General features: G+C 65.2%; 21 protein-coding genes. 8 read left to right on the top strand and 13 right to left on the bottom strand.

Translation table 11 applies throughout. The annotated features are described in order from the left end of the window. Positions 1-121 precede the first annotated feature (121 nt). The 4 genes from J7548_RS06215 to J7548_RS06200 form a co-directional block, all read right to left on the bottom strand. Complete coding sequence (locus tag J7548_RS06215; protein ID WP_290971864.1) at positions 122-781, bottom strand: BON domain-containing protein; 660 nt, start codon at positions 779-781, stop codon at positions 122-124. Further along, positions 774-1,370, bottom strand: coding sequence for a phosphoheptose isomerase (locus J7548_RS06210; protein WP_290971862.1), 597 nt, complete (start codon positions 1,368-1,370; stop codon positions 774-776). Before J7548_RS06210 ends, J7548_RS06215 begins: the two co-directional genes overlap by 8 nt. 150 nt (positions 1,371-1,520) lie before the next feature. After that, positions 1,521-1,919, bottom strand: a complete 399-nt coding sequence (locus J7548_RS06205; RefSeq protein ID WP_290971861.1) for a YraN family protein — start codon at positions 1,917-1,919, stop codon at positions 1,521-1,523. Between the two features lie 7 nt (positions 1,920-1,926). Next, positions 1,927-2,946, bottom strand: a complete 1,020-nt coding sequence (locus tag J7548_RS06200) for a penicillin-binding protein activator (RefSeq protein WP_290971859.1) — start codon at positions 2,944-2,946, stop codon at positions 1,927-1,929. 184 nt (positions 2,947-3,130) lie between these two features. Here J7548_RS06200 and rsmI point away from each other — a divergent pair, with 184 nt between their 5' ends. After that, entirely contained in the window at positions 3,131-4,024 is an 894-nt protein-coding gene (rsmI, locus tag J7548_RS06195) for a 16S rRNA (cytidine(1402)-2'-O)-methyltransferase (RefSeq protein WP_290971856.1), read from the top strand. A gap of 7 nt (positions 4,025-4,031) precedes the next feature. Here rsmI and J7548_RS06190 read toward each other — a convergent pair whose 3' ends face one another. The 7 genes from J7548_RS06190 to J7548_RS06160 form a co-directional block, all read right to left on the bottom strand. Next, positions 4,032-4,364, bottom strand: coding sequence for an SMR family transporter (locus J7548_RS06190; RefSeq protein WP_290971853.1), 333 nt, complete (start codon positions 4,362-4,364; stop codon positions 4,032-4,034). 14 nt (positions 4,365-4,378) lie between these two features. Next, on the bottom strand, positions 4,379-5,563 hold the full coding sequence (locus J7548_RS06185; RefSeq protein ID WP_290971851.1) for a septal ring lytic transglycosylase RlpA family protein: 1,185 nt from the start codon (positions 5,561-5,563) through the stop codon (positions 4,379-4,381). Positions 5,564-5,699: 136 nt separating this feature from the next. After that, positions 5,700-6,809, bottom strand: coding sequence for a rod shape-determining protein RodA (rodA, locus tag J7548_RS06180; RefSeq protein WP_290971848.1), 1,110 nt, complete (start codon positions 6,807-6,809; stop codon positions 5,700-5,702). 67 nt (positions 6,810-6,876) lie between these two features. After that, a complete protein-coding gene (mrdA, locus tag J7548_RS06175; protein ID WP_290971845.1) occupies positions 6,877-8,838 on the bottom strand; it encodes a penicillin-binding protein 2 in 1,962 nt (653 codons plus the stop codon). A gap of 35 nt (positions 8,839-8,873) precedes the next feature. Then, positions 8,874-9,386 (bottom strand): rod shape-determining protein MreD, encoded by a 513-nt coding sequence (mreD, locus tag J7548_RS06170; RefSeq protein WP_290971842.1) that lies wholly within the window; start codon positions 9,384-9,386, stop codon positions 8,874-8,876. After that, complete coding sequence (gene mreC, locus J7548_RS06165; RefSeq protein ID WP_290971839.1) at positions 9,383-10,429, bottom strand: rod shape-determining protein MreC; 1,047 nt, start codon at positions 10,427-10,429, stop codon at positions 9,383-9,385. Before mreC ends, mreD begins: the two co-directional genes overlap by 4 nt. A gap of 264 nt (positions 10,430-10,693) precedes the next feature. Further along, a complete protein-coding gene (locus J7548_RS06160) occupies positions 10,694-11,737 on the bottom strand; it encodes a rod shape-determining protein (RefSeq protein WP_290971836.1) in 1,044 nt (347 codons plus the stop codon). A 371-nt stretch (positions 11,738-12,108) separates the two neighbouring features. Here J7548_RS06160 and gatC point away from each other — a divergent pair, with 371 nt between their 5' ends. The 4 genes from gatC (at position 12,109) to J7548_RS06140 (ending at position 15,829) form a co-directional block, all read left to right on the top strand. Next, entirely contained in the window at positions 12,109-12,411 is a 303-nt protein-coding gene (gatC, locus tag J7548_RS06155) for an Asp-tRNA(Asn)/Glu-tRNA(Gln) amidotransferase subunit GatC (RefSeq protein ID WP_290971833.1), read from the top strand. A gap of 62 nt (positions 12,412-12,473) precedes the next feature. After that, on the top strand, positions 12,474-13,940 hold the full coding sequence (gene gatA / locus J7548_RS06150; RefSeq protein ID WP_290971830.1) for an Asp-tRNA(Asn)/Glu-tRNA(Gln) amidotransferase subunit GatA: 1,467 nt from the start codon (positions 12,474-12,476) through the stop codon (positions 13,938-13,940). A 48-nt stretch (positions 13,941-13,988) separates the two neighbouring features. After that, complete coding sequence (gene gatB / locus J7548_RS06145; protein WP_290971827.1) at positions 13,989-15,449, top strand: Asp-tRNA(Asn)/Glu-tRNA(Gln) amidotransferase subunit GatB; 1,461 nt, start codon at positions 13,989-13,991, stop codon at positions 15,447-15,449. 131 nt (positions 15,450-15,580) lie between these two features. After that, on the top strand, positions 15,581-15,829 hold the full coding sequence (locus tag J7548_RS06140) for a DUF3297 family protein (RefSeq protein WP_290971825.1): 249 nt from the start codon (positions 15,581-15,583) through the stop codon (positions 15,827-15,829). A gap of 16 nt (positions 15,830-15,845) precedes the next feature. On the opposite strand, the gene J7548_RS06135 is transcribed toward J7548_RS06140, so the two are convergent. Then, entirely contained in the window at positions 15,846-16,775 is a 930-nt protein-coding gene (locus tag J7548_RS06135; protein ID WP_290971822.1) for a cupin-like domain-containing protein, read from the bottom strand. Between the two features lie 164 nt (positions 16,776-16,939). Between J7548_RS06135 and J7548_RS06130 the strand changes: the two genes are divergently transcribed. Further along, positions 16,940-17,830, top strand: a complete 891-nt coding sequence (locus J7548_RS06130; protein WP_290971819.1) for a TauD/TfdA family dioxygenase — start codon at positions 16,940-16,942, stop codon at positions 17,828-17,830. Between the two features lie 144 nt (positions 17,831-17,974). Further along, positions 17,975-18,472 carry a LapA family protein gene (locus tag J7548_RS06125; RefSeq protein ID WP_290971816.1) on the top strand — a complete coding sequence of 166 codons (498 nt, stop codon included), beginning with the start codon at positions 17,975-17,977 and terminating at the stop codon, positions 18,470-18,472. Positions 18,473-18,543: 71 nt separating this feature from the next. Here the strand turns inward: J7548_RS06125 and pyrE are convergent, their stop codons facing one another. Further along, complete coding sequence (pyrE, locus tag J7548_RS06120; RefSeq protein ID WP_290971813.1) at positions 18,544-19,203, bottom strand: orotate phosphoribosyltransferase; 660 nt, start codon at positions 19,201-19,203, stop codon at positions 18,544-18,546. Positions 19,204-19,351: 148 nt separating this feature from the next. Here pyrE and J7548_RS06115 point away from each other — a divergent pair, with 148 nt between their 5' ends. Further along, complete coding sequence (locus tag J7548_RS06115) at positions 19,352-20,128, top strand: exodeoxyribonuclease III (RefSeq protein ID WP_290971810.1); 777 nt, start codon at positions 19,352-19,354, stop codon at positions 20,126-20,128. The last annotated feature ends 16 nt before the right edge of the window (positions 20,129-20,144 follow it).

The following is a 20,144-nucleotide window of genomic DNA, read 5'->3' as shown; positions in this document are numbered from 1 at the left end:
GCCGGGAAAGGGTAACCCAGTCATTATAATCGCGCCGGCCGATTCCTGCGGCGGGCCGGCGGATGTGAAAACCGCCGGACGAGCCGGCGGTTTGATGCAGGTCAGGCGGGGTTGACCCGGTTCAGCTGGAAGCCTTGTTCTCGCTGGCCGGCTTGCGCTGGTATTCCTGCAGTTCTTCTTCAGTGATGTACTCGTACAGCGTCACCACCTTCTGCACGCCCGACACGCCGCTGGCGATCTTGGCGCCGAGCTGGCCTTCGCGCTGGGTCACGCGGCCCATCATGTACACGATGCCGCGCTCGGTGGTGATCTTGAAGGCGGTGGAGTACAGCGTCTTGTCATCCACCAGGCTGGCCAGGACCTTGCTGGTGATGAGCGCATCGCTGGAACGCGAGCCGAAGCTGGAAGCCGGGCCGATGGCCAGCTCGTTGTACACGGTGTCGACGTTGGTGATCGCCTTGGCCTCGCGCTCGGCGGCGGCCTTGGATGCCTCGTCCGGCACTTCGCCGGTGAGCAGCACCTTGCGGTTGAAGGCGGTCACATTGACGTGCGAGCCGGCGGCCACCACGTCGGGAATGCGGGCCTCGCCCTTGACCACGATCGCCTTGTCTTCAGTCTGCGCGCCCAGCGTGCGGCGATCGGTGGCAGCGAAGGTGGTGGCCAGCGCGCCGCCGGCGAACACCGCGAAACAGCCCTGCAAGCTCAGGGCCAGCATGCCGCCCAGGGCCACTGCCGCCAGCGGGCGGCGCATCCTGACAAACATCGATCGTGTATCACTCATTCGCATCATCTCCAAAAAGCGCGACGTCGATGCCGTCGCAAATGCAGTGCAAGGTCACCAGATGCACTTCCTGGATGCGCGCGGTACGGTCATGCGGCACACAGATGTGGACATCGGTGTCGTTCAGGATCTTGCCGATGGCGCCGCCGCCTTTGCCGGTCAGGGCAATGACGCGCATGTCGCGCTCATGAGCCACTTCGATGGCCGCCAGCACATTGCCCGAATTGCCCGAGGTGGAAAACGCCAGCAGGATGTCGCCCGCCTGGCCGAAGGCCTGGACCTGCTTCGAGAAGATTTCCTGGTAGCTGTAATCGTTGCCGACCGCGGTCAGGATGGAAGTGTCGGTGGTCAGCGCCATGGCCGGCAGCGGCAGGCGCTCACGCTCGAAACGCCCGACCAGTTCGGCCGCGAAATGCTGGCAGTCGGCGGCCGAACCGCCGTTGCCGCAGGCAAGAATCTTGTTGCCATTCGACAGCGCGGTAAACATAAGTTCAATCGCCTGTTCGATCGGTTGCGCCAGTACGCTGGCTGCCTTCATCTTCAGGTCGGCGCTTTCCTGGAAATGGGCGAGGATGCGGGGATTTGTCATAGTGCTTGCGATTATAGTTGAGTTGCGCGGCACCAAGCCGCGCATGAACCGTAAAGAAAACGTTTCACGGCATTCCGCTCCACATGATACCGCCTGACGCGGCCGGATACCGGAGACGAGCCGTTGCGGCTTGCGCCGCCGGAACAGCGCCTATGCCTCGATGGCGTTGCGCAGCCATTCCACTTCCGGACCATCGAAACCCACCACGTCGAAACGACATGGCGGCGGCGACGGATAACGCTGCAGGAACGATTGCGCGGCGACGATCAGGCGACGCTGCTTGGCCGGCGTGACGCTGGCCGCGGCGCCGCCGTGCGAACGGCTGGCGCGGGCGCGCACCTCGACGAACACCAGTGCATCGCCGTCGCGCATGACTAGGTCGATTTCGCCGCCCTTGCAGCGGAAATTGCGCTCCACCAGCACCAGGCCGTGGCCGCGCAAATGGGCCAGCGCCGCATCCTCGGCGGCGGCGCCGGTACGCTGGCGTCCGGTCCGGGAGTCAGGACCGGACGCCTCCGACGGGCGGCGCCAGGCGTCGAACAAACCCATGGCGCGCTCAGTATTGGTCGGCGGTCGGCACCGGCAGGCCGTCCTGGTACACCGCCTGGGTTTCCTGGCGCTGGAAATAGGTGGAACCGCCCCTGGCCATGTTGACATTGAGGCGGCCGGTGACGCCGTCGAGGTCGAAACCGGACTGCTGCCGGGAAATTCCATAGGCGATGCGGTAAGCGTCGATGCCCAGCGCATACAGGCGGGCCAGGTCCGGATTGGGCCGGTCGCCGTCATTGCCGGCCGGATGCGGATAGCGCGCCACCGCGACGTTGTCGGGTTCCAGTTGCCAGGGCAGGTCGATCAGCTTGACGCCATCGAGCTCCGGTATCTTGTCGTTGGGATTGTCGCGGTTGAGCGTGAAGGGGTTGATCTGCGAGGTGCCGTAGAACGGCAGTTCGGTGCCGACCGCGCTGCGCAGCTGCACCGCCTGGCCGGCGTCGAGCGCGGCGAAGATCAACGCCGGCTTTTCCTGTTCGATGCGCTTGGCCAGTTGCGCCAGGCCCGGCGCGGAGAGGGCATTGCCGGGCGTGCTCAGTTCCAGCGTGTCGACCTGCAGCCCGAGCTGGCGCGCCCGGGCCTGGAAGGAACGGACAGCACGCTTTTGCCAGGCCACCGCGGTGGAGATGGCGAAGATCTTGCCGGGCGCCTTTTCCTTCTCGACCCAATTGGCCACCTGGCGCGCCTCGTCGTCGATCGAGAGGCCGACGGTGAGCATCATCGGCGGCAGCTGCGCCTCGGCCTCGCCGGGCAGATCGGGCTGGGCCAGCGCGATGGTCGGCTTGGCCACGCGCCCGCTCTGGATGACGGATGTGACGGCGCTGCGAGAAAGCGGGCCAATCAGGATGTCGAACTTGGCGGAGGCGTCGTCATAGGCGCGCTGCATGTCCGGCACCGAGTCGCCGGTCTCGACCACGACCAGCTGGATGTTTTCCTTCTGGCGCGAATAGGCCGCCAGGACGCCGCTGCGCACGGCATCGGCCGCGGCGCCGAACATGCCGCCGCGGTTGGGCAGCAGCAGCGCCATGCGCACCGGAGCGGATTCGGGTGAAGTAGCCTGCGGCGCGTTCGTCTCAGCTTGTGCCAGCAGAGGTACACTGTCGGCTGTCGGGGCTGCCGCCCAAACCGGCATCCAGAATCCGCCAAGGCCGCCGGCCAAACCCGCCAGCGCGGCCATTTTTTTGAATCCAGTGAACATCCCGCCTCCTCCAATGAACCAGAACACCAGCGCCGCCGCCGCCATCCTGTCTGATGCCGCACAGCAAAACTATCCGGTGTCGGCATTATATGTGCTGGCCACGCCCATCGGAAATGCCTGCGACATCACCCTGCGCGCGCTGCACGTGCTGGCCATCGCCGATGCGGTGGCGTGCGAGGACACCCGCAACACCAGCCAGTTGCTGCAGCGCTACGGCCTGTCCAAGACCCTGCTGGCGGCGCACGAGCACAACGAGCGCGAAGCCGCCGCCAGGATCGTCGAACGGCTGCGCCAGGGCGAGCGCATCGCGCTGGTCTCGGATGCCGGCACGCCGGCGGTGTCGGATCCCGGCGCGCGGGTGGTCGACGCGGTGCGCGCGGCCGGCCTGCAAGTGGTGCCGCTGCCGGGCGCATCGGCGGCGGTGACGGCGCTGTCGGCGTCCGGGCTGGACGACCAGCGTTTCCACTTCGTCGGTTTCCTGCCGTCCAAGGCGCGCCAGCGCGAGACGGCATTGCAGGAACTGGCCTCGATGCAGGCCGCGCTGGTGTTCTATGAAGCGCCGCACCGCATCGTCGAGACCGTGCAAGCCATGCTGCAGGTGTTCGGACCGCAGCGCCAGGTGGTGCTGGCGCGCGAACTGACCAAGCTGTTCGAAAGCATCCACCGCTGCCCGCTGGGAGAAGCGCCGGCGTGGCTGGAGGAAGACGCCAACCGCCAGCGCGGCGAATTCGTGGTGCTGGTGCAGGGAGCGCCGCCGTCCGACGGCAACCAGGCCGACGCCGAACGCATCCTGCGCATCCTGCTGGAAGAGTTGCCGGTCAAGCAAGCCGCCACACTTACCGCGCAAATCACCGGGCAGAAAAAAAACGCGCTCTATGAGCGCGCGCTGGAATTGAAAAACGAATAATCAAAAACTAATGTGCTGAAGACTTGGAAAACAAGTTCAGCACCAGCACGCCCGCGACAATCAAACCCATGCCGACGATCGCCGCCAGGTCCAGCTTCTGGCCGAACAACACCCAGGCCGCCAGCGAGATCAGCACCACGCCCAGGCCTGACCAGATCGCATACGCCACGCCCACCGGAATCGACTTGAGCGTGACGGACAGGAAAAAGAAAGCCAGGCCATAGCCGGCCACCACGATCAGCGAAGGCCACAGCTTCGAAAAACCGTCGGAAGCGCGCAGCGCGGAAGTGGCGATGACTTCGGACACGATGGCGATGCCGAGCGCGAGGTAAGGATGCATAGGCTTGCCCCGCCTCAGCGCTCGACCACGAACGGCGCGCCGACGCTGCGCTGGCGCACCATCAAGGCCGCATTCTGCGCGTCGGGACGGGTCGGGTACGGGCCGGCGTAGAGGCGATACAGGCCGTTGACCTGCACCGCCTGCAGGTTGTCGACGATGCCCGACAGGCTCGGCATCAGCTTGTCGCGCGCCTGCAAGGCGTTGGCCTCTTGCGAATAGGCGCCGAACTGCAGGTAATAGCCGGCCGTCAGCGGTACCGCCTGGGGCATGGCCGGCGACGGCGAGGAACCGCTGGCGACCGCGTTGATGATGCCGCCGCCACCGGCCATGCCGGCGCCGTTGGCGGAAGTCGATGTCGTGGCGTTGATCGGCTGCACCGCGGCCACCGTCGGCTGCGGCGGCAGGCTCTGGGCCGTGACCGAATTGATGGCGACCGCGCCGGTGGCGATGCCCGCGCCGTTCTCGGCGACCGCGTTGATCGGATCGGCCGCCGCCGGCGCGGTACCGTTGCGGCGGGCGTCGGCCATGCGCTGCGCCTCTTCGGGCAGGATGCGCTCGACTTCCAGTTCGCTGCTGCCGGAACCGAGATAGCCCAGCTTCAGCGCGGCGGTGTAGGAAAGGTCGATGATGCGGCTGGAGTGGAACGGCCCGCGGTCGTTGATGCGCACGATCACCTGCTTGCCGGTCTTCAGGTTGGTGACGCGGGCATAGGAGGGGATCGGCAGCGTCGGGTGCGCGGCGGTCATCTTGTACATGTCGTACAGCTCGCCGGAAGAGGTCTTCTGGCCGTGGAACTTCTTGCCGTACCAGCTGCCGATGCCGCGCTGGATGAAGGGCTGGTTGTCGGTGATCGGCACATAGGTCTTGCCGAATACCACGTAGGGCCTGGTGGCGGCCTTGGAGACCGGCTCCACCTGCGGCTCGGCATCGGCCACGTCGAGCAGGCCGTCGGGGATGTGGTCGCCCGGACCGTCATCCTTGTAATAGCCGCCGCGTCCGGAGCCGGCCGCCGGCAAGGCGGGGACATTGGACGGACGGGCGCCGCCGCCGGCCTTGACCGGCGCCTGGGCAGTCGTCTGGCGCGCCGGCGGCGGCGTGGTGCCGCAGGCCGCCAGCAGCACCGGCAGGACCAGCGCCGCCGCGCGCAAGACGCGCAGGCGGAAGGCCGTGCGATGCGATTCGAACGATATGGTGTGCATTCCTATCTCCGGCTGGAATTTTTCGCAACGATACCAGAGTGCGTTGCCGCATGGCTGACAAGCAGCCAACGACATAAGTTCATCGTTGGAGCGCCCCTGATTGCCATTGAGACAACAGAAGACGGCTAGAAGGGCGTCAGGTCTGGACCAGCTTGCGGTGGCGCTGGATGCTCATCAGTATCCCCGCCCCCAGCCCCAGCGTCACCAGCGCGGTGCCGCCATAGCTCATGAACGGCAGCGGCACGCCGACCACCGGCAGGATGCCGCTGACCATGCCCATGTTGACGAAGGCATAAGTGAAGAAAATCATCGTGATGGCGCCGCCCAGCAGGCGCGTAAACAGCGTCGGCGCATTGGCGGTGATCATCATGCCGCGCCCGATCAGCAGCAGGTAAAGCACCAGCAGCACGATATTGCCGATCAGGCCGAACTCTTCCGAATACACCGAGAAGATGAAGTCGGTGGTGCGCTCGGGAATGAATTCGAGGTGGGTCTGCGTGCCCATCAGCCAGCCCTTGCCGGTGATGCCGCCGGAACCGATGGCGATGGTCGACTGGATGATGTGGAAGCCCTTGCCCAGCGGATCGGAAGTCGGGTCGATCAGCATCATGATGCGCTGGCGCTGGTAGTCGTGCATGAACGACCACACCACCGGCAGGCTGGCGGCGCCGGCGATGAACAGCCCCACCAGCACCTTCCACGGCAGGCCGGCGAAGAAGATCACGTAGAAGCCGGCGGCCAGCACCAGCAGGCCGGTGCCGAGGTCGGGCTGGCGGATGATCAGGAAGCCGGGGATCAGCAGCAATATGGTCGCCACCAGGAAGGCATCCCAGCGCAGCATGCCTTCGCGCTTCTGGAAGTACCACGCCAGCATCAGCGGCATGGCGATCTTCATGATTTCGGAGGGCTGCACCACCATGCCGATGTTGAGCCAGCGGCGCGAGCCCTTCTTGATGATGCCGAACAGCGCCACCGCGATCAGCAGCGTCACGCCCACCGTATAGACCGGCACCGCCAGCCGCAGCAGCAGTTGCGGCGAGACGTTGGCGGCCGCCCACATGACGATGAAGGCGATCAGGATGTTGCGCAGCTGGTCTTCCACGCGGCCGGGGAAGTTCATCCCGGCCGAGTACAGGGTGACGATGCCCACCGACAGGATCAGGAACACGATCAGCGACAACGCGCCGTCGAACACCGTCAGGTGCGGCTTGATGATTTGCCACAGGGGCGGACGTTGCAGGCTCATGCCGGCTCCCTCGCTTGGTCGGCGACGCAGGTGCGGCGCGCATGGGGATGATAAACGATGCGCACGCTCACTCCTGCTGCGCATCTGGCTGGGGCGGGACGGCGGGCGTGCCGCCGCTGTCCTCGGCCGGCGCTTCGACGGCGGTATCGGCCGGCGCCACCGACTTGATCGGCTCGTTGGGGCGCTTGCCCAGCATGAAGTAATCCATCGCCTTGCGCACCAGCGGCGCGGCCACGCCGGCGCCCCAGCCGCCGTTCTCGACCACCGCGGCGATGGCGATGCGCGGCGCATCGGCCGGGGCGAAGCCGATGTACAGGCCGTTGTCGTGATAGATGCGCGAGAGCTTCTTGGAGTCGTACTTCTGGTTCTTGGCGATGTTGACCACCTGCGCCGTGCCGGTCTTGCCGCCCGACTCGTAAGGCGCGCCCTGGAACGCCGCCCGGCCGGTGCCTTCCTTGACCACGCCGACCATGGCGCGCTTGATGAAGTCGACGTTCTCCTGCTTCAGCGGGATGCGGTAGCTTTCCTTGGGCACGGTCTCGGTGCGCTCGTGGGTGACGCCGTCCTCGATGATCTTGACCAGGTGCGGCTTCATCACCACGCCGTTGTTGGCCAGGATCGAGGTCGCCTGCGCCAGTTGCAGCGGCGTGAAGCTGTTGTAGCCCTGGCCGATGCCCAGCGAGACGGTGTCGCCGGCGATCCAGCGCTTCTGCTCGGGCTTCCTGAAGGCGGTGCGCTTCCACTCGGTGGAGGGCAGGATGCCGCTGCGCTCGTGTTCCAGGTCGATGCCGGTGATCTGGCCGAAACCGAACGGCTTCATGAAGTCGTGGATCGCGTTCACGCCCAGGTCGTTGGCCAGCATGTAGTAATAGGTGTCGCAGGAGATCGCGATGGAGCGGTACATGTCGACCACGCCGTGGCCGCCTTCCTTGTCGTCGCGGAAACGGTGGTTGCCGAGCACGAAGAAACCGGGGTCGCGGATGGCATCCTGCGGACGGCGGCGGCCCAGCTCCAGCGCCGCCAGCGCCATGAACGGCTTGTAGGTCGAGCCGGGCGAATAGGTGCCCGACAGCGGCCGGTTCAGCAGCGGCCGGTCAGGCGACTTGTTCAGCTCGTCCCAGCTTTGCTGGTCGATGCCTTCGACGAACAGGTTGGGGTCGTAGGACGGCTGCGAGACATAGGCCAGGATATCGCCGGTGGCCGGGTTGATCGCCACCAGCGCGCCCTTCTGGTCGCCGAAGGCTTCTTCCACCACCTTCTGCAGCTCGATGTCGATCGACAGGATCAGGTTCTTGCCGGGCGTGGCCGGGGTGCGCGAGAGCGAGCGCACGGCGCGGCCGCTGGCCGAGATTTCCACTTCCTCGTAGCCGGTGGTGCCGTGCAACTGGCTTTCGTAGCTCTTTTCCAGGCCTTCCTTGCCGATGTAGTCGGTGCCGTTGTAGTTGGCCTCGTCGTCGGAGTCGGCGATGCGCTCGGCGTCGCGGGCGCTGATGCGGCCGATGTAGCCGATCACGTGGGCGGCGGTCTTGCCGTACGGGTACTGGCGGAACAGGCGCGCCTGCACCTCGACGCCGGGGAAGCGATAACGCTGGGCGGTGAATTTCGCCACCTCCTCGTCGGTCAGGCGGGTGCGGATGGGAACGCTTTCGAAATTCTTGGATTCTTCCTGCAGGCGGCGGAAACGGCGGCGGTCGCGCTGCTGGATCTCCACCAGCGTGCCCAGCTCGTCGATCAGGTCGTCGATGTTGGTCTTGATCTTGGAGGGCGTGATTTCCAGCGTGTAGGCCGAATAGTTGCGCGCCAGCACCACGCCGTTGCGGTCCAGGATCAGGCCGCGGTTGGGCACGATCGGCACCACCGAGATGCGGTTTTCCTCGGCCTGCGCGGCGTAGGCGTCATGGCGCACCACCTGCAGCCACAGGAAGCGCGCCAGCAGCAGCCCGAAGCAGACCAGCACCAGCACGCTCACGGCGAGCAGGCGCAGCCTGAACAGCTTCAGTTCGTGCGCGGTGTTCTTGAATTCGGTCATGCTGCCTGGCGCCTGTGATGAACTGTTTCAGGCCGTCAGATGGGACGGTTATCGTCGCGATTGATCGCGCGGCGCTGCGGCGCCAGCAGCAGCGCGCTGACCAGCGGCCACAGGATGGCCGAGATCACGCTCTCGCTGAAGTAGAACCAGTGCGGATACTTGCCGGTCACCAGCAGCTGGATCAGCAGTTGCACCGCCTGCGCCAGCAGCAGCAGCGGCAGCACGTGCAGCGCCTGGGTGCGCAGCGGGAACCACAGCACGCGGCGGTGGATCATGATCGCGAAGTACGACAGCAGCGTGTAGGCCAGGGCATTCTCGCCCAGCAGCGTGGCGCCGTTGACGTCCATCAGCAGGCCCATCAGGAACGCCACGCTGATGCCGACCTTGCGCGGCTGGTGGATGTTCCAGAACACCAGCGCCAGCGCCACGAAGTCGGGCACGCCGATCATCTGCCCCCAAGGCATCAGGTTGAGCAGGAAGGCCACCAGCAGGCTGAACGCGATGAACAGCGGGTTGGCCGGCAGCAGGATGTAGTGCGGATCGTTCATCGGGCTTTTTCCTTGCCGTCGGACTGGGCCGGCGCGGCGGCCGGGGCAGCGGGTGGCGTCACCTTGTCCGCGCCCTTGCGCTCTTCGGAGACGTTGCCCTTGGGCGTGGCGTTGGCGTCGTCGCCGCTGCTGTCGCGAGTGCTGTCGCGCAGGCGGCGCTTGAACAGCTTGGCGGATTTCTCATCGGTGGCGTCCGGCTCGGGACGCGGCAGCAGGTTCTGCTCGACCAGCAGGACCAGCAACTGGCGATGGCGGTCGATGCCGGCCAGCGGCTGGCAGACGATGCGCGCGAAGGAATCCGCCGAGCGGGTCTCCACCAGCGCCACGGTCGCCACCGACAGGCCGGGCGGATAGACCCCGTCGATGCCCGAGGTCACCAGGGTGTCGCCCTTCTGGATGTCGGCGTTGGCCGGCATGAAGCGCAAGTCCAGCACGCCGGTCTGGCCGCGGCCGTAGGCCACGCTGCGCAGGCCGTTGCGCAGCACCTGCACGGGGATGGCTTGGTCCTTGTCGGTCAGCAGCGTGATTTCGGAGGTGAACGGGAACACCCGCGTGACCTGGCCGACGATGCCGACATCGTCGATCACCGGCTGGCCGGCCGCCACGCCCTGCTGCGAGCCGCGGTTGAGGATCACCTTGCGGGTGAAGGGGTCGCGGGCGTCGTACAGGATCTCGCCCACCAGCGACTTGACCGGCACCTTCTGCTGCATGTCCAGCAGCTTGCGCAACTGCGCGTTCTCGGCCACCAGTTGACGCGCCTGTTGCATCAGTTGCGCATTGACGGTCTGCTGCTGGTGCAAGACCTGGTTTTCCTTCTGCAGGGCGGTCAGCGAAGAGAAATAGTCGGCCACGCTGACGGCGGCGTCGCGCGGCATCATCGCCACCCGCTGGAAGGGATAGAGCACGGTGCCGATGCCCTGGCGCAGCGTGCCCAGCACGTGCATGCGGGCATCGACCACCAGCATCACGACCGACAGCAGCGCGAATACGGTAACGCGCAGGCGGGCGGAGGCGCCCTGCTTGAAGAGTGGTGGGATTTCCATCGCGTCAGGCCGGCCGCAGGGCCGACGGATGCGGCCAACTGCAGGACGAGGCACTCATTTCCTGCGTCGTGAACGGTATAAAAAGGGAGGCCGATGCGCCACAGTCCCGCAGCCGAGCCTGCACCCCGGGCGGAATGGAGATCCGCGCCTGTGGGCAAGTCGGTGTGAACTGCGTCATATCGAACGTATCGGTTCCCCGGTGGTTCCGGCGGACATCTCCGCCGGAGAAGTGAGGGCCGGCACCTGGGTACCGGCGCAGGTAAATTACTCAGCCGAGAAGATCGAGCCCAGCTTGTCCATGCGGTCCAGCGCCATGCCCGAGCCGCGCACCACGCAGGTCAGCGGGTCTTCGGCCACGATCACCGGCAGGCCGGTCTCTTCCATCAGCAGGCGGTCCAGGTCGCGCAGCAGCGCGCCGCCGCCGGTCAGCATCATGCCCTTTTCGGCGATGTCGGCGCCCAGTTCCGGCGGGGTCTGTTCCAGCGCGTTCTTGACGGCCGACACGATGTTGTTCAGCGGGTCGGTCAGCGCTTCCAGGATTTCGTTGCTGGAGATGGTGAACGAGCGCGGGATGCCTTCGGACAGATTGCGGCCCTTGACTTCCATTTCCTTGACTTCGGAGCCGGGGAAGGCGGAGCCGATTTCCTTCTTGATCGCTTCGGCGGTCTGTTCGCCGATCAGCATGCCGTAGTTGCGGCGGATGTAGTTGACGATGGCTTCGTCGAACTTGTCGCCGCCCACGCGCACCGAACCCTTGTAGACCATGCCGCCCAGCGAGATGATGCCCACTTCGGTGGTGCCGCCGCCGATGTCGACCACCATCGAGCCGGTGGCGTCGGAGACCGGCAGGCCGGAACCGATCGCGGCCGCCATCGGCTCTTCGATCAGGTACACCTGCGAAGCGCCGGCGCCCAGCGCCGATTCGCGGATCGCGCGGCGTTCCACCTGGGTCGAGCCGCACGGCACGCAGATGATGATGCGCGGCGAGGGGCGGAACAGCTTGGAGTCGTGCACCATGCGGATGAATTGCTTGAGCATCTGCTCGGTGACGGTGAAGTCGGCGATCACGCCGTCCTTCATCGGGCGGATCGCCTCGATGTTGCCGGGCACCTTGCCCAGCATCTGCTTGGCTTCCTTGCCGACCGCCTGGATGGTTTTCTTGCCGTTGGGGCCGCCTTGCTGGCGGATCGCCACGACCGACGGCTCGTCCAGCACGATGCCCTGGCCGCGCACGTAAATCAGCGTATTCGCGGTACCCAGGTCGATCGCCAGGTCGTTCGAGAAGTAACTACGTAAAAATCCAAACATGAATTGTCCTGATGCGCCCGCGCAGGGCGCCTAACTTTTTGATAAGGGGGGTGTCCGTTCATGACCGCGGCGACACGAAAAACCGGCGCCAGCAAGGCATTAATCCGACATTCTACCTTATAATTCAACAGAAACCAGCAGGCATATCCGCCAAAAATTCCAGCCCGATAAGGCCATCTGGCGGGCATTTGGCAAGGATTTCCCGTCTTTTCGACTGTAAAACCGCTGCCGCCGGAGACGATCCCGGCAAGCCGGCTTTGCGGCCGCACCGGCGAACCGGAAAGCCGCTTGCCTTCCAGCTTGCCGGCCGCCGGCCCGTGCCAGCCTCCAACTCAACATCATGCAACGCGCCCCGGCGCACCTTTTCGACCATGTCACTTGCCCTTTCCGACGTCAAACGCATCGCCAACCTGTCCCGCCTGGAGCTGACCGACGCCCAGGCCGAGCAAACGCTGGACAAGCTCAACGGCATCTTCGCCCTGGTGGAACAGATGAAGGCGGTCGACACCAGCGGCGTGGAGCCGCTGTCGCACCCGATCGCCGCCATCGAACCGGCCCTGGCGCTGCGCCTGCGCGAAGACGCCGTGACCGAGACCAACCGCCGCGAGGATTACCAGCGGCCGGCGCCGGCCACCCAGGACGGCCTGTACCTGGTGCCCAAGGTCATCGAATAAGCCGCATCGGCGTCCAAGCGCCTTCCGGATCACCTATTCAGCAGCAGCGAAACGAATACTCCATGCACAAGCTCACCCTCAAAGAACTGTCCGCGCAACTGCAGTCGCGCAAGATTTCCGCCGCCGAACTGGCGACGCTGTTCCTCGACCGCATCGATGCCAGCGACCTCAACGCCTTCCTGCACGTGGACCGCGAACTGACCCTGGCGCAGGCCAAGGCCGCCGATGCGCGCCTGGCCGGCAACGACGCCGGCCCGCTGACCGGCATCCCGATCGCCCACAAGGACATCTTCGTCACCCGCGGCTGGCGCACCACCGCCGGCTCGAAGATGCTGCAAAACTACGTGAGCCCCTTCGACGCGACCGTGGTGGAACAGTTCAACAATGCCGGAACCGTGACCCTGGGCAAGGTGAACTGCGACGAATTCGCAATGGGTTCGGGCAACGAGAACTCCTTCTACGGCGCGGTCAAGAACCCCTGGGACAAGACTGCCGTGCCAGGCGGCTCCTCCGGCGGCTCGGCTGCCGCCGTGGCCGCGCGCCTGGCGCCGGCTGCCACCGCCACCGACACCGGCGGCTCGATCCGCCAGCCCTCCTCGCTGTGCGGCGTGACCGGCATCAAGCCGACCTATGGCAGCGTGTCGCGCTACGGCATGATCGCCTTCGCTTCCTCGCTCGACCAGGGCGGCCCGATCGCCAAGACCGCTGAAGACTGCGGCCTGCTGCTGAACGCCATGACCGGCTTCGACGAGCGCGATTCCACCAGCCTGCAACGCCCCAAGGAAGACTTCAACCGCTCGCTGAACGATAGCCTCAAAGGCTTGCGCATCGGCGTACCGAAGGAATTCTTCGGCGCCGGCCTGGCATCGGACGTGGAACAGGCCGTGCGCGCCGCGCTGGCCGAATTCGAGAAGCTGGGCGCCACGCTGGTCGACATCTCGCTGCCCAAGACCGAACTGTCGATCCCCGTGTACTACGTGATCGCCCCGGCCGAGGCCTCGTCCAACCTGTCGCGCTTTGACGGCGTGCGCTACGGCCATCGCGCCGCGGACTACAAGGACCTGGCCGACATGTACAAGAAGTCGCGCGCGGAAGGTTTCGGCGACGAGGTCAAGCGCCGCATCCTGGTCGGCTCCTACGTACTGTCGCACGGCTATTACGACGCCTACTACCTGCAGGCGCAAAAGATCCGCCGCCTGATCGCGCAGGACTTCCAGAACGCGCTTGCCGGCGCCGGCAAGCAGTGCGACGTCATCATGGGGCCGGTGTCGCCGACAGTGGCCTGGGACCTGGGCGACAAGACCGACGACCCGGTCGCCAACTACCTGGCCGACATCTTCACGCTGTCGACCAGCCTGGCCGGCTTGCCGGGCATGTCGATTCCTTGCGGCTTCGGCCAGGGCGAGAAGAACGGCAAGCGCCCGGTCGGCCTGCAGATCATCGGCAACTATTTCGACGAAGCCCGCCTGCTGAACGTGGCGCACCAGTTCCAGCAAGCGACCGACTGGCACCTGCGCGAGCCGGCCTAAGCCGTTGCGCACCAGCCAATCATCAACAGAATTCGCAAGGACAACATCATGCAGTGGGAAGTCGTCATCGGCCTCGAAACGCACACGCAGCTTTCGACCCAATCCAAGATCTTCAGCGGCAGCTCGACCCAGTTCGGCGCCGAACCCAACACCCAGGCCAGCCCGGTCGACCTGGCGCTGCCGGGCGTGCTGCCGGTATTGAACAAGGGAGCGGTCGAACGCGCCATCCAGTTCGGCCTGGCGATCGGCGCCACCATCGCGCCGCGCTCGGTGTTCGCGCGCAAGAACTACTTCTACCCCGACCTGCCCAAGGGCTACCAGATCAGCCAGTTCGAGATCCCGGTGGTGCAAGGCGGCACCATGACCTTCGCGGTCGAGAAGGACGGCAAGACCGAGTTCAAGACCATCAACCTGACCCGCGCCCACCTGGAAGAAGACGCCGGCAAGTCGCTGCACGAGGACTACCATGGCATGACCGGCATCGACCTGAACCGTGCCGGCACGCCGCTGCTGGAAATCGTCACCGAGCCTGAAATGCGCAGCGCCGCCGAAGCGGTCGGCTACGCCAAGGCGCTGCACTCGCTGGTGGTGTGGCTGGGCATCTGCGACGGCAACATGCAGGAAGGCTCGTTCCGCTGCGACGCCAACGTCTCGGTGCGCCCGGTGGGCCAGGCCGAATTCGGCACCCGCTGCGAGATCAAGAACCTGAACTCGTTCCGCTTCCTGGAAGAGGCGATCAACTACGAAGTGCGCCGCCAGATCGAACTGATCGAGGACGGCGGCACCGTGGTGCAGGAAACCCGCCTGTACGATCCGGACAAGAAGGAAACCCGCTCCATGCGCAGCAAGGAAGACGCGCAGGATTACCGCTACTTCCCCGACCCCGACCTGCCGCCGCTGGCCATCGCGCAAGAATGGATCGAGCGCGTCAAGGCCACCATGCCGGAACTGCCGGGCGCGATGCGCGAGCGTTTCGTCAAGGATTACGCGCTGCCGGAATACGATGCCGCCGTGCTGACCCAGTCGAAGGCGATGGCGTCCTATTTCGAAGCGGTGGTGGCCGCGGCCGGCCGCGAACAAGCCAAGCCCGCCGCCAACTGGCTGATGGGCGACGTCGCCTCGACCCTGAACCGCGAAGACACCGACATCGCCGATGCCCCGGTCAGCGCGGTGCAGTTCGCGCTGCTGTTGAAGCGCATCGCCGACGGCACCATCTCCAACAAGATCGCCAAGGAAGTCTTCGCCGGCATGTGGGAAGCCAAGTCCGGCAAGGACTCGCTGGCCGACGACATCATCGAAGCCAAGGGCCTGAAGCAGATCTCCGACAGCGGCGCGCTGGAAGCCATCGTCGACCAGGTGCTGGCGGCCAACGAGAAGTCGGTGGCCGAGTTCCGCGCCGGCAAGGAGCAGGCCATCAACGCCCTGATCGGCCAGGCCATGAAGGCCACCCGCGGCAAGGCCAACCCGGCGCAACTGACCGAGTTGCTGCGCAAGAAACTCGCGGGCTGACGGCATCGGCCGCGCCGTGACGAAAAAGCCGCATCCCACGATGCGGCTTTTTCATTGGCGTCGCGGCATCCTGCCCGATTGCGCCGATGGAAGAATTGTTCTGGCCGGCCAGATCGCCGATAATGGTCGCCATGAACGATACCGCACAACGTCCCCCGCTTCCCGATCGCCTGTCGATCGATCCTCGCAGCCCGCACCATGTCGCCGCCGTCTTCGAGCACGACGTCGGCATCCGCCTCAACGGCAAGGAATTCACCAACGTCGGCGAATATTGCATCAGCGAAGGCTGGATCAAAATCCCCGCAGGCAAGGCGCTGGATCGCAAGGGCAATCCCATGCTGACCAAGCTCAAGGGCGAGGTCGAAGCCTTCTACCGCTGAACGGCTCCTGCCGGCATCACCCCGCCATCCCCTGCAGCGCCAGCGGCCGGCCCCTGGCCCAACGATTGGCCGATAACGAGAAACTCAGCGACCTGACCTGGTGGTACCAGCCGGCAGGCAGGTACAGCATCTCGCCCGGCTGCATCACGCACTCCACCAGCGCCGCCCGGCGCGCCAGCGGAAATCGCTCGAAATCCGGATGGTCGGGATCGAAGGGCGAGCCGAACAGGACCGGGTTAGCCTCCTTCGGATACAGGAACTCGTCGTGGTGCGCGGGCGCGAGCCAGATGCGCTTGCGCCCCCAGACCTGCGCGAAAATGTTGTCGTCATAGTCGCAATGCAGCGGCGTCACCGTTCCTGCAGGACCGATCCAGAAGCGCGGCGGCCCCATCTTGTCGAAGTAGCCCGGCCAGTGACACAGGGCGTTGAGTTCGCCCAGCTCCAGGTTGCCCAGGTAGGGCGGCAGCGTCTGCGGATCGCCAGCGACCAGGTCCAGGTATTGCAGCAACGACATGTCCTGCATGGCGCGGTCGGGCGCGAACGCGGTATTGACGTAGTCGCCCACCCGCGCCCGCACCGCCAGCCGGCCAAAGTGCTCGCGCAGGGTCTGCGGCGCGAGCGCCGACAGCGGCCACTTGCCGACCATGCCCGTGATCACGAACGGCAGGCCGAGCGCGGCGCGCGCCCGGAACGCGGCGGCCCCGGACGACCGGATGCGCGGCACCTCGGCAAGCGCCGGCAAGCCGCGGCTGGCGCGCCTGATCGCCGCGCGCATCTGTTCCATGGACGACACGCCGCGCACCTGCGCATCCCGTTCTTCCCTGGCCAGCTTGCGGGCGGCCACCTCTTCGGCGCTCATGCCTTCCCACGAGGGGCGCGGCGGCAACGGCCGCGAAGGCGGGTGATCCGCGGCCGCGGTTTCCTTTCCGACTACGGGTTTCTTCATACCGCGCATTTTATCCCCGCGACCGGGGATCCGGCAGTGTGCGCATATCGATATGCATTCTTCTTCGTTGTTGATATTGGGCACCGGGAGTGTAATGGATGTTTTTCGCTGCCCAGCCTGCGTCCAGCACCGTCGGCAGCCCATCAGCAAGCTATGGAGCAGACATGTCGGTTGATACCCAGGAACGCGCGCAGGCATTGCGCCAGTCTTTTGAAATCCGTCCCTTTGGAGGCTCGCTGGGTGCGGAAGTGGTCGGGCTGGACCTCAACCGTCCGGTAGCCGACGACGAACTGGCACGCATCCGCGCCGCCTTCGTCAAGCACGGCGTGGTGGTGTTCCGCGACCAGCGCATCACGCCTGAGCAGCACATCGAGTTCAGCCGCCGCTTCGGCCCGCTGCAGGTGCACGTGCTCAACCGCTTCCACCTGAAGAACCATCCGGAAATCCTGATCGTCTCCAACGTGGTGGAAGACGGCAAGCCGATCGGCCTGGTCGACGCCGGCGCCGACTGGCATTCGGACCTGTCCTATATGCCCCGGCCCAGCCTGGGCGCGCTGCTGCATTCGCAGGAACTGCCCGCCGAGCGCGGCGACACGCTGTACGCCAATACCGCCGACGCCTGGGACACGCTGCCTGAGGCAACCAAGAAGCTGCTGGAAGGCAAACGCGCGGTGCACTCCTACGTCTACCGCTACGAACGCCTGCGCAAGCTCTCGCCGTGGCGCGCCGAGCTGACGCAAAAGCAGATCGACGAAGTGCCTCCGGTCGAGCATCCGGTGGTCATCACCCATCCCGAGAGCGGACGCAAGATCCTGTTCGTCAGCGAGGGCTTCACTTCGCACATCGTCGGCATCCCGCGCGACGAAAGCGACGCGCTGCTCAAGGAACTGCACGCCCACATCACACGGCCGGAGAACGTCTACACCCATCGCTGGCAAGCGCACGACATGGTGTTCTGGGACAACCGCAGCACCCAGCACTACGCCGCCATCACGCCGCAGCACCTGCGCCGCACGCTGTACCGCACCACGGTGGAAGGCGGCGTGCCGCGCTGAGGCGGTGCCGACCCAGGAACATCTCAGCCATCGCACAGTCCAAGCGGCCGTACTTGCCGGACAGGCAAGCACGGCCGCGATCGCAACCGCCCTGCTACACTCGCCATTGCGTGCCTGCAAACAAACCCAATACAGGAGGCTGCAATGAGATTCCGAACCGTTTTCCTTATCGTCCTGCTGGCGCTGGTCGCCATCTTCGCCGCCGTCAACTGGACGGCCTTCGTGGCACCGACCACGCTGTCGCTGATCTACACCGATTTCCAGGCGCCGCTGGGCCTGGTCATGCTGGGCGTGACGGTGGTGCTGACCGCCTTCTTCCTGCTCTACACGCTGGCGCTGCAGACCAGCGTGCTGCTGGAGAGCCGGCGCCTGACCAAGCAACTGGAAACGCAACGCAGCCTGGCCGACCAGGCGGAATATTCGCGCTTCAACGACTTGCGCACCTATCTGCAGGCCGAGCTGGAACAATTGCACCGGCGCCATACGGAACAGCAAACCCAGTTGGAACAGCGCCTGAACACGCTGCAAAAAGAACTGGGCCTGCGGCTGGAGCAGACCGGGAATGCCGTCGCGGCACAACTCGGCGAACTCGACGACCGGCTGCATCGCAAGGACGCTGCGGGAACAATCAAACCGTTGTGAACCTGCGCGCATAAAAAAACGGCTGCATCTTCCGATGCAGCCGTTTTCATTTCGGCACGCTCCTGGAGCGATCACACGCCGTAACGAGTGCGATACGCAGCCACCGCATCCTTGTACTGCAACACCCGCTCATCGCCGCCGTTGGAGATGTACTCGAACAGGTCGTTCAGGTTGCCGATGGAAATGACCGGCATGCCGTATTCCTTCGCCACTTCCTGCACCGCCGAGTGTTCCGACAGCGCGCCGTCTTTGCCCGAACGCTCCATGCGGTCGAGCGCGATCAGCACCGCGCACGGCGTGGCGCCTGCGGCGCGGATCATGTCCACCGATTCGCGCACCGAGGTACCGGCCGAGATCACGTCGTCGATGATCACGACCTTGCCCTGCAGCTTGGCGCCGACGATGGTGCCGCCTTCGCCATGGTCCTTGGCTTCCTTGCGGTTGAAGGCGAACGGCACGTTGCGGCCCATGCCGGCCAGCGCCACGGCGGTGGCCGAGGCCAGCGTGATGCCCTTGTAGGCGGGGCCGAACAGCATGTCGTATTCGATGCCGGCATCCTGCAGCGTCTGCGCGTAGAAGCGCGCCACCTGGGCCAGCGTCGCGCCTTCATTGAACAGGCCGGCGTTGAAGAAGTAAGGCGAGGTGCGGCCCGCCTTGGTGACGAATTCGCCGAAGCGCAGCACGCCGGCCGACACGGCGAATTCGATGAATTCCTGTCTCAAGTTGCTCAAGATACATTCCCGGGGAAAAGTGGAGTCGAAGCTGGCGCGTCTGATGTTTGCCAATTGGCAATTTCTGCGCGCAGCGAAATCAGACCGACATTTTAAATGAAACGCCCTATCGGTTATGCTACCGGCCTTACTTCGCAGGAACAACACCATGCCTAAAATCGTCTCCGCCAACCTCAATGGCATCCGCTCCGCCGCCAAAAAAGGCTTCTTCGAATGGCTGCAGAAGGAATCGCCCGATTTCGTCTGCGTGCAGGAACTGAAGGCCCAGGCGGCCGACATGACCGAGCAGTTCCTGGCCCCTGAGGGCTATGTCGGCCACTTCCACTATGCGCAGAAAAAGGGCTATTCGGGCGTAGGCGTCTATAGCAAGCGCGAGCCGGATTCGGTGCGCATCGGCTTCGGCAATACCGAGTTCGACGACGAAGGGCGCTATGTCGAATGCGACTTCGGCGAGCTCACCGTGATCTCGCTGTATGCGCCGTCTGGCTCCTCCAGCGACGAGCGCCAGCAAGCCAAGTTCCGCTTCATGGAAGTGTTCCTGCCGCACCTGGTGGAACTGGAACAGAGCGGCCGCGAGATTGTCATCTGCGGCGACTGGAACATCGCCCACAAGGAAATCGACCTGAAGAACTGGAAGAGCAACCAGAAGAACTCCGGCTTCCTGCCGGAAGAGCGCGCCTGGATGACGCAGATATTCGACCAGCTCGGCCTGGTCGACGTCTACCGCCACCTGCATCCGGACACCACCGGCGACGCCTATACCTGGTGGAGCAACCGCGGCCAGGCCTGGGCCAACAACGTGGGATGGCGCATCGACTACCACGTGGCGACCAAGGGCATCGCTTCCAGCGCGAAGAACGCGGCGATCTACAAGGAGCAGCGCTTCTCCGACCATGCGCCGCTGACGATCGTGTACGGCGGATAACCCATCCCCCGCATTA

The organism is Herbaspirillum sp. (genome assembly GCF_017744395.1).
Classification (GTDB): domain Bacteria; phylum Pseudomonadota; class Gammaproteobacteria; order Burkholderiales; family Burkholderiaceae_D; genus Herbaspirillum.
Note: the sequence above shows the minus strand (reverse complement) of the source record. Positions and strands in the feature narration are given on the sequence as shown.

Bases quoted from the DNA above. Each gene is read 5' to 3' on its own strand.
- J7548_RS06215 (WP_290971864.1), bottom strand. From the start codon at position 781: ATGAGTGATACACGATCGATGTTTGTCAGGATGCGCCGCCCGCTGGCG.
- J7548_RS06210 (WP_290971862.1), bottom strand. From the start codon at position 1,370: ATGACAAATCCCCGCATCCTCGCCCATTTCCAGGAAAGCGCCGACCTG.
- J7548_RS06205 (WP_290971861.1), bottom strand. From the start codon at position 1,919: ATGGGTTTGTTCGACGCCTGGCGCCGCCCGTCGGAGGCGTCCGGTCCT.
- J7548_RS06200 (WP_290971859.1), bottom strand. From the start codon at position 2,946: ATGGCGCTGCTGCTGCCCAACCGCGGCGGCATGTTCGGCGCCGCGGCC.
- rsmI (WP_290971856.1), top strand. From the start codon at position 3,131: ATGAACCAGAACACCAGCGCCGCCGCCGCCATCCTGTCTGATGCCGCA.
- J7548_RS06190 (WP_290971853.1), bottom strand. From the start codon at position 4,364: ATGCATCCTTACCTCGCGCTCGGCATCGCCATCGTGTCCGAAGTCATC.
- J7548_RS06185 (WP_290971851.1), bottom strand. From the start codon at position 5,563: ATGCACACCATATCGTTCGAATCGCATCGCACGGCCTTCCGCCTGCGC.
- rodA (WP_290971848.1), bottom strand. From the start codon at position 6,809: ATGAGCCTGCAACGTCCGCCCCTGTGGCAAATCATCAAGCCGCACCTG.
- mrdA (WP_290971845.1), bottom strand. From the start codon at position 8,838: ATGACCGAATTCAAGAACACCGCGCACGAACTGAAGCTGTTCAGGCTG.
- mreD (WP_290971842.1), bottom strand. From the start codon at position 9,386: ATGAACGATCCGCACTACATCCTGCTGCCGGCCAACCCGCTGTTCATC.
- mreC (WP_290971839.1), bottom strand. From the start codon at position 10,429: ATGGAAATCCCACCACTCTTCAAGCAGGGCGCCTCCGCCCGCCTGCGC.
- J7548_RS06160 (WP_290971836.1), bottom strand. From the start codon at position 11,737: ATGTTTGGATTTTTACGTAGTTACTTCTCGAACGACCTGGCGATCGAC.
- gatC (WP_290971833.1), top strand. From the start codon at position 12,109: ATGTCACTTGCCCTTTCCGACGTCAAACGCATCGCCAACCTGTCCCGC.
- gatA (WP_290971830.1), top strand. From the start codon at position 12,474: ATGCACAAGCTCACCCTCAAAGAACTGTCCGCGCAACTGCAGTCGCGC.
- gatB (WP_290971827.1), top strand. From the start codon at position 13,989: ATGCAGTGGGAAGTCGTCATCGGCCTCGAAACGCACACGCAGCTTTCG.
- J7548_RS06140 (WP_290971825.1), top strand. From the start codon at position 15,581: ATGAACGATACCGCACAACGTCCCCCGCTTCCCGATCGCCTGTCGATC.
- J7548_RS06135 (WP_290971822.1), bottom strand. From the start codon at position 16,775: ATGAAGAAACCCGTAGTCGGAAAGGAAACCGCGGCCGCGGATCACCCG.
- J7548_RS06130 (WP_290971819.1), top strand. From the start codon at position 16,940: ATGTCGGTTGATACCCAGGAACGCGCGCAGGCATTGCGCCAGTCTTTT.
- J7548_RS06125 (WP_290971816.1), top strand. From the start codon at position 17,975: ATGAGATTCCGAACCGTTTTCCTTATCGTCCTGCTGGCGCTGGTCGCC.
- J7548_RS06115 (WP_290971810.1), top strand. From the start codon at position 19,352: ATGCCTAAAATCGTCTCCGCCAACCTCAATGGCATCCGCTCCGCCGCC.